We start from the raw sequence: 6570 nt of genomic DNA on the forward strand, positions 1-6570 counted from the left end.
AACTACAATAGACAGATACATCTTATTAAACAAGGGCTACATGCAACGGAGACCCCTTACGCACTGAAGTTACGAAGTGATAATTACCTCAACGGTGATCAATTCAAAGCACTGCAGCAACAGTTTGCCTCTAAAAATCGAACAATGCCCATTTTTAATGAACGCATTGTTATTAATGCTAATTTATCAAGACGAACGTCAAACGGATTTAAAATCCTCTACAGTTTAAGTGATTTTTTCTATTTTGGTCGCACCGATGATCTTATCAAAATCTGGGGACAACCTGCTTTTTTACAAAACCCTATCAGTCCGTTGCTATGCAAAAAAAACAATGAGAAATTAGCCTACCCTAACCTGGAAGCAGAACAAATTTATGGCTTATTATGGATAACCAGACTAATCGATATGCCAATCATGAGTCATCGTTTTGATGCATCAAAAGATCAATTAAAACAATGGGATATTTTTTTGGCCAATAATTTCATCATTGCAGAACCGAATAAGATTGGTCTAGGGCTAAGAAAAATTTCGATAAAGAAAAAACGAATTAATGAGTACAGTTTTACTGATTGGCTAAAACTCTATCGTCTTTATTGCGACTCTAATACGCCAATTCCAATAACGATGAACGATATAAAACTGCAGCTACGAAGAGCTGTTCACTTACCAATAAGTAAGCTATGGACAATTATTAAATATCACATCATGAAGTAATGTTATGAAAATTCTAATCATTGGGCCTTCATGGGTCGGCGATATGGTCATGTCGCAATGTCTTTATACTGAAATTAAAAAACTTAACCCTGAAGCCATTATTGATGTTATGGCTCCTGGTTGGTGTAAGCCAGTATTAGAGCGTATGCCTGAAGTTAATCAAGCGCTCGAAATGCCACTAGGTCACGGCGATCTCAATCTATTAGCGCGCTATCAATTAGGGAAAATTCTTCGTGATGACCAATATGATCACGCGTATGTATTACCTAACTCAGCAAAATCAGCCTTAGTACCCTTTTTTGCCAAGATTCCAGTGCGAACAGGTTGGAAAGGAGAAATGCGTTATGGTCTACTGAATGACCTTCGCAACAATAAAAAAGCATTTAATTTGATGATTGAGCGCTACATTGCACTCGCTCACCCAGCAAGAAATATGACCGGTTCAGGCTGTTTAACAAAGATGCCCAACCCAAAGCTAACTATTGATCCTGTTGCACAAAAAGAAGCACTGAATAAATTTGGCTTAAGCAGTGGCAGAGTAGCAATTGGTTTATGCCCTGGTGCTGAATTTGGCCCAGCAAAGCGCTGGCCTGAGCAACATTTTGCGGTAACTGCTAAAACATTAATAGAACAAGGCCATCAAGTTTGGTTATTTGGTTCAGCCAAAGATCGTGAAGTAACGGATAAAATTAAAAATAGCTTACCCGCAGAGTTACAAGCTTTCTGTCACAATCTTGCGGGTAATACATCTCTAATTGAAGCCATCGATTTGCTTGCTGCATGTAAAATAGTAGTTAGTAATGACTCTGGCTTAATGCACGTTTCCGCTGCAGTTGGATGCCATATTGTTGCTTTGTATGGTTCCACTACTCCTAGTTATACCCCCCCATTAGCGGAACATGTTGAGGTATTGCATACAGACATCAGTTGTCGTCCATGCTTTAAGCGTGAGTGTCCTCTTGGTCATTTAAAATGCTTAACTGAGTTAACTCCTGATTTGGTTATCAATGCCATTGATAAGTTACAAAAAGTATAAATTATTATGCTACTTCAAATCATTTACACTCTACTTCTTGCCTTAGCCTCTCCATTGTTGCTATTTGGTTTATATAAACACAAGCCAGGTAAGCCCACATTTGGTAAGCGGTGGAAAGAACATTTTGGTCTAACACCCGTTATTAAAGGGGAAAATCCAATTTGGATTCATGCTGCATCTGTAGGAGAGTCCATAGCGATAACCCCTCTGATCAAAGCACTCAAAGAACAATACCCACAACAAGCTATTGTAGTGACGACTACAACTAGTACAGGAGCAGAGCAAATAGCTAAGCTGGGTGATTTGGTTGAACATCGCTATATGCCAATCGATTTTACTTGGTGTGTTCGAGGTTTTCTTAAAGCCGTTCAACCAAAACTAATGCTCATTGTCGAGAAAGAGCTTTGGCTAAATACGCTTACCGCAGTTAGCAATCATCGGATCCCAATTGTAATTACTAATGCTCGTTTATCTGAACGTTCAGCTAAACGTTACCGCTCTGTGGCATTTTTTACCAAAGCGCTGTTAAGTCGTATTGATAAAATTCTTTGTCTGCACACTGATGATGCCGCACGTTTTCTGAATATTGGAGCTTCTAGTGAAAAGATTACAGTCACTGGCTCGATTAAATACGATCTAACCGTAGACCCCATTATATTTGAACAAGCCAAACAGCTACGAACTCGACTTGGGGACAAGCGTCCAATTCTTATCGCAGCAAGTACTCATAAAGGCGAAGATGAGCAAGTTTTCTCCGCCTTCAATACAATACTACAGCACAATATTGATGCCTTATTGATCATAGTTCCAAGACATCCAGAACGCTTTAATGAAGTCGAACTGATGGCAGAAAAAAACTTTCAATTCACTGTACATCGTCGAACAAGTAAGGCAGAAATTAACCCTATTACGCAAGTATATTTGGCAGATACTATGGGTGAAATGCTCTTACTTCTTGCAAGCAGTGATGTTACATTTATGGGTGGAAGTTTAATTGGTGATAAGGTTGGAGGCCATAACCTACTAGAGCCGGCAGCAGTCGGTAAGCCTGCGATCACCGGCCCAAGTTATTATAATTTTATCGACATTACTGAACAATTACACCAAGCCGATGCAATAGAAATTTGCCAAGATAGTAGTATGTTAGCCGAACAGGTTGTTACCTTATTTTCTAATCCCAAACGCCAACATTTAATGGGAGAAAATGGCAGACAAGTGGTACAACAAAATCAGGGTGCCGTTCAACGAACTATTGATAGTATTACTGACTACCTGCATTAAATTCGTAGCGATGAGAACGGGAGAGTCCACTCTCATCGCTATTTATCTTTACTCTTGTTGGTTATAGCCATCTAGTAATGCTTGCCAATCTTGCATCTGCCATTGAATATTGCGTTTTTTGACTTCTTTAATAAATGATCGCTCTAAACGGGCTAGGTTATCTTTTTTCCAATGATCACCCTGTTGCTGATAACACTTATCGAAATCAATTAGCCATACCTGATGATTCGTATCAAGCAATATGTTATGGGCATTTAAATCTGTATGGCAAACTTGTAACTCATGCATCTTACGAATCATCTGGCCTATTTGATACCAAACCGATTTAGGTAATGATGCTTCAATTAGAACAGCAACGAGATCTCGACTATTAGCGATTTTCTCGACCAAAATATCTGCCTGATAAATACATCCTTTTTTTTCTACTCGTGCAGCAACAGGGCGAGGGACATTCACGCCCCCATCTCGTAATACTTTTAAAAGCATCAATTCAGCATAACTGCGAGTCTTATTCCAACGAGTAAACCAATAACTGTCACTAATAATTTTGCCAAATAAACCACCTCGTCGATAATGCCGTAATGCCATATCTATCGTGTCACCTGCGAGAAACCATGTAGTTCCTCGCCCTTGAGCTGAACCAATAATCGCTCCTTGCTGTTGCCAAAACTCAACATCAAAACAGCAACGCGGATCAACATTTAAATAACGTTCGTCAAACCATATAATCTGCTGATCATGACTAATTTTCTGCATTGCGGCCCCTCTCAACTTTATTTGGGTTTATTTTACAATTCTCATCACTAACTGCATAATCCACTGACAACTTTTTATCGGGTATTTCTATGGCCTTGTTTACAACACCTCCCCAATCAATTTGTATTTTACGTTTATCTGCTATTGGTGATGTTTGTCATGCAATTGCTGTTGTACAAACAATCCAACAACACTGGCCAGAAACCAAAATCACCTGGATTGTTGGAAAAACAGAGGCCCAACTGATCCATGTTCTTCCTAATATTAATGTTGTAAGTTTTGATAAAAAAGCAGGTTGGCAAGGTATTAAATCTGTTTGGCATTCATTAAAAAATCAAAAATTTGATGTACTTCTTGATATGCAAGTTGCGTTTCGAGCTAGCGTATTATCATTAGGAATTAAAGCGCGTTACAAAATTGGTTTTTCTAAAGAAAGAGCCAAAGAAGGTCAGTGGTTATTCACCAATAAAAAACTACCACAAACCAAAGCCCCTCATGTCTTAGATAATTTTGCAGAATTTGCTCACTATCTTGGTGTTCCATTTACCTCCCCACAATGGCATATCCCATTATCTGAAGATAACATTTCCTTTGCTAAACAGTACATCAAACAGCCGACATTGATTATTTCACCTGCTGCAAGTAAAGATGAGAGAAATTGGATCCCAGAACGCTATGCTACTGTTGCTGATTACGCTATAGAAAAAGGGCTCAATGTTATTCTATGTGGTTCGCCTACACAACGAGAGCAAAAATTAGGTCAAGTAATTGAGCAACAGTGCAGCTATCCAATCATAAACCTCATTGGAAAAACAAGCCTGCTCCAACTTACTGCACTACTAAAATACGCTTCTGTTGTAATTGCTCCAGATTCAGGACCAGCTCATCTAGCGACAACACAAGGTACTCCTGTTATTGGCTTATACGGACACAGCAACCCGACCCGGACAGGCCCATATCTCAGTCAAAAGTACGTTGTCAGCGTTTATAAAACTATGGCAGAACAGCAGTATGGAAAACCTCTTGCTCAATTACCTTGGGGAACACGAGTTAAAGGTAGCGATATTATGGCTGCAATTTCAACCGACGATGTCATTAAACAGCTAGATATCATTATCAAACCTTTAATATCTACACAATTACAGTGAGAAACTGATGAAGCCAGACAATACTAGAGCAAGCCTCGCTGTTGCGTTGATTGTTAAAAATGAAGAAAAGCATCTAGCTGCATGTTTAGACTCAGTTAAAGATTGGGTTGATGAAATTGTCATTCTAGATTCTGGAAGTAGTGATGCGACAGAAGAGATTGCACGCCAATATACGAACAAATTTTATGTGTCTGAAGATTGGCCTGGGTTTGGCATTCAACGTCAACGAGCACAAGCATTTGTAGAGAGTGACTATATATTATGGCTTGATGCCGATGAGCGAGTGACGCCTGAATTAAGAGCATCTATTGAACATATATTACAATATCCTGATAGCAACACCGTATATTTAATCAATCGATTAAGCTCAGCATTTGGACAATTTATCCATCATTCCGGCTGGTCTCCCGATTGGTTAGTTCGATTGTATCCAATACAGTTGACTCAATATAATGATGCATTAGTGCATGAAAAAGTCATCATTCCAGACCATGCCCAACAACAAAAATTATCAGGACGATTACATCATCACACCTACGATAATCTGCATCACTACATCGAGAAAACTACAAAATACATAAAGGCATGGACCGATGAACGTGAAGGTCGTAAAAAAAGCAGCATCAGTACGGCACTATTACATGCTTTTGCCAGTTTCCTTAAAATGTATGTGATTCGATTGGGCTTTTTAGATGGTCGTAGAGGCTTTATTATCGCTTGGCTGACTATGCACTCAACCTTTGTTAAATACACTGATTTATGGCTTAGAGAACAACAGGATAAAACGCAATGAAAATTTCTTTGATCATTACTACCTACAATTGGAAAGAAGCTTTAAGTGCCGTTTTAAACAGTGTTTTACGTCAATCACAACTCCCCGATGAAGTGATCATTGCTGATGACGGTTCTCGTGAAGATACTAAAGTACTAATTGACCAATATAGAGAAACCTTTCCCGTTCCATTAATTCATTCATGGATCCCAGATGAAGGATTCCAACTAGCCAAAAGTCGTAATAAGGCCATTGCTATAGCTCAAGGCCGTTATCTGATCATGATCGATGGTGATATGGTACTCTCTCCGACGTTTATCGCCTCACATGCAAAAGTAGCGAAAGAGCATCAGTTTGTGCAAGGAGGTCGAGTTCTCACGGATTCTGCGTTCAGCCAAAAAATTATGGAACATGGTGCTATCCCATCCATTACATCAACAGGGATTCGTAATCGCCACAATTGCATTAGCCACCCTTTACTAAGTCAATGGTTTTCATACATTCGTAATAATGATAAATCGACCCGAGGTTGTAATATGGCGTTTTGGCGCGAAGATGTGATTCGTGTTAATGGTTTTAATGAAGACTTTATCGGTTGGGGACGAGAAGACAGTGAATTTGTCCACCGAATGCTGAATTTAGGTTTACAGCGCTTATATTTAAAATTTGCTGGAGTTGGATACCATCTTTACCACAAAGAAAATTCACGCCGATCTCTTGCTGATAACGATATCATATTGCAAAAAACGATTGATGAAAAATTAACTTATTGCCCCAATGGTATCGATAAATATTTAGGAACACAAAAATGACCACACGCGTAATTTATCCAGGCACTTTTGATCCCATCACCAATGGTCATC

Annotated in this window: 7 protein-coding genes; 6 read left to right on the forward strand and 1 reads right to left on the reverse strand. The window is 39.1% G+C overall.

Translation table 11 applies throughout. The features are described from left to right. The 3 genes from I3255_RS12940 to waaA form a co-directional block, all read left to right on the forward strand. Positions 1-714, forward strand: a 714-nt coding sequence (locus I3255_RS12940; protein ID WP_238039188.1) for a WavE lipopolysaccharide synthesis family protein, incomplete at its 5' end; no start/stop codon positions are given. Positions 715-718: 4 nt separating this feature from the next. Continuing rightward, positions 719-1750, forward strand: a complete 1032-nt coding sequence (gene waaF, locus I3255_RS12945) for a lipopolysaccharide heptosyltransferase II (protein ID WP_238039189.1) — start codon at positions 719-721, stop codon at positions 1748-1750. Positions 1751-1756: 6 nt separating this feature from the next. Continuing rightward, complete coding sequence (gene waaA, locus I3255_RS12950; RefSeq protein ID WP_238039190.1) at positions 1757-3031, forward strand: lipid IV(A) 3-deoxy-D-manno-octulosonic acid transferase; 1275 nt, start codon at positions 1757-1759, stop codon at positions 3029-3031. Between the two features lie 48 nt (positions 3032-3079). Here the strand turns inward: waaA and I3255_RS12955 are convergent, their stop codons facing one another. Then, positions 3080-3787, reverse strand: coding sequence for a 3-deoxy-D-manno-octulosonic acid kinase (locus I3255_RS12955; RefSeq protein ID WP_237033285.1), 708 nt, complete (start codon positions 3785-3787; stop codon positions 3080-3082). Positions 3788-3876: 89 nt separating this feature from the next. On the opposite strand from I3255_RS12955, the gene I3255_RS12960 reads away from it, so the two are divergent. From I3255_RS12960 to I3255_RS12970, 3 genes are read left to right on the forward strand one after another with little or no spacing between them, the layout of a single operon-like run. Beyond that, positions 3877-4935 (forward strand): glycosyltransferase family 9 protein, encoded by a 1059-nt coding sequence (locus I3255_RS12960; protein ID WP_238039191.1) that lies wholly within the window; start codon positions 3877-3879, stop codon positions 4933-4935. Between the two features lie 7 nt (positions 4936-4942). Continuing rightward, complete coding sequence (locus I3255_RS12965) at positions 4943-5728, forward strand: glycosyltransferase family 2 protein (RefSeq protein ID WP_237033283.1); 786 nt, start codon at positions 4943-4945, stop codon at positions 5726-5728. After that, positions 5725-6519 carry a glycosyltransferase family 2 protein gene (locus I3255_RS12970; RefSeq protein WP_176285794.1) on the forward strand — a complete coding sequence of 265 codons (795 nt, stop codon included), beginning with the start codon at positions 5725-5727 and terminating at the stop codon, positions 6517-6519. Before I3255_RS12965 ends, I3255_RS12970 begins: the two co-directional genes overlap by 4 nt. Positions 6520-6570 lie beyond the last annotated feature (51 nt).

The sequence above is a fragment of the Psychrobacter sp. Ps6 genome (assembly GCF_022129235.1).
GTDB lineage: Bacteria > Pseudomonadota > Gammaproteobacteria > Pseudomonadales > Moraxellaceae > Psychrobacter.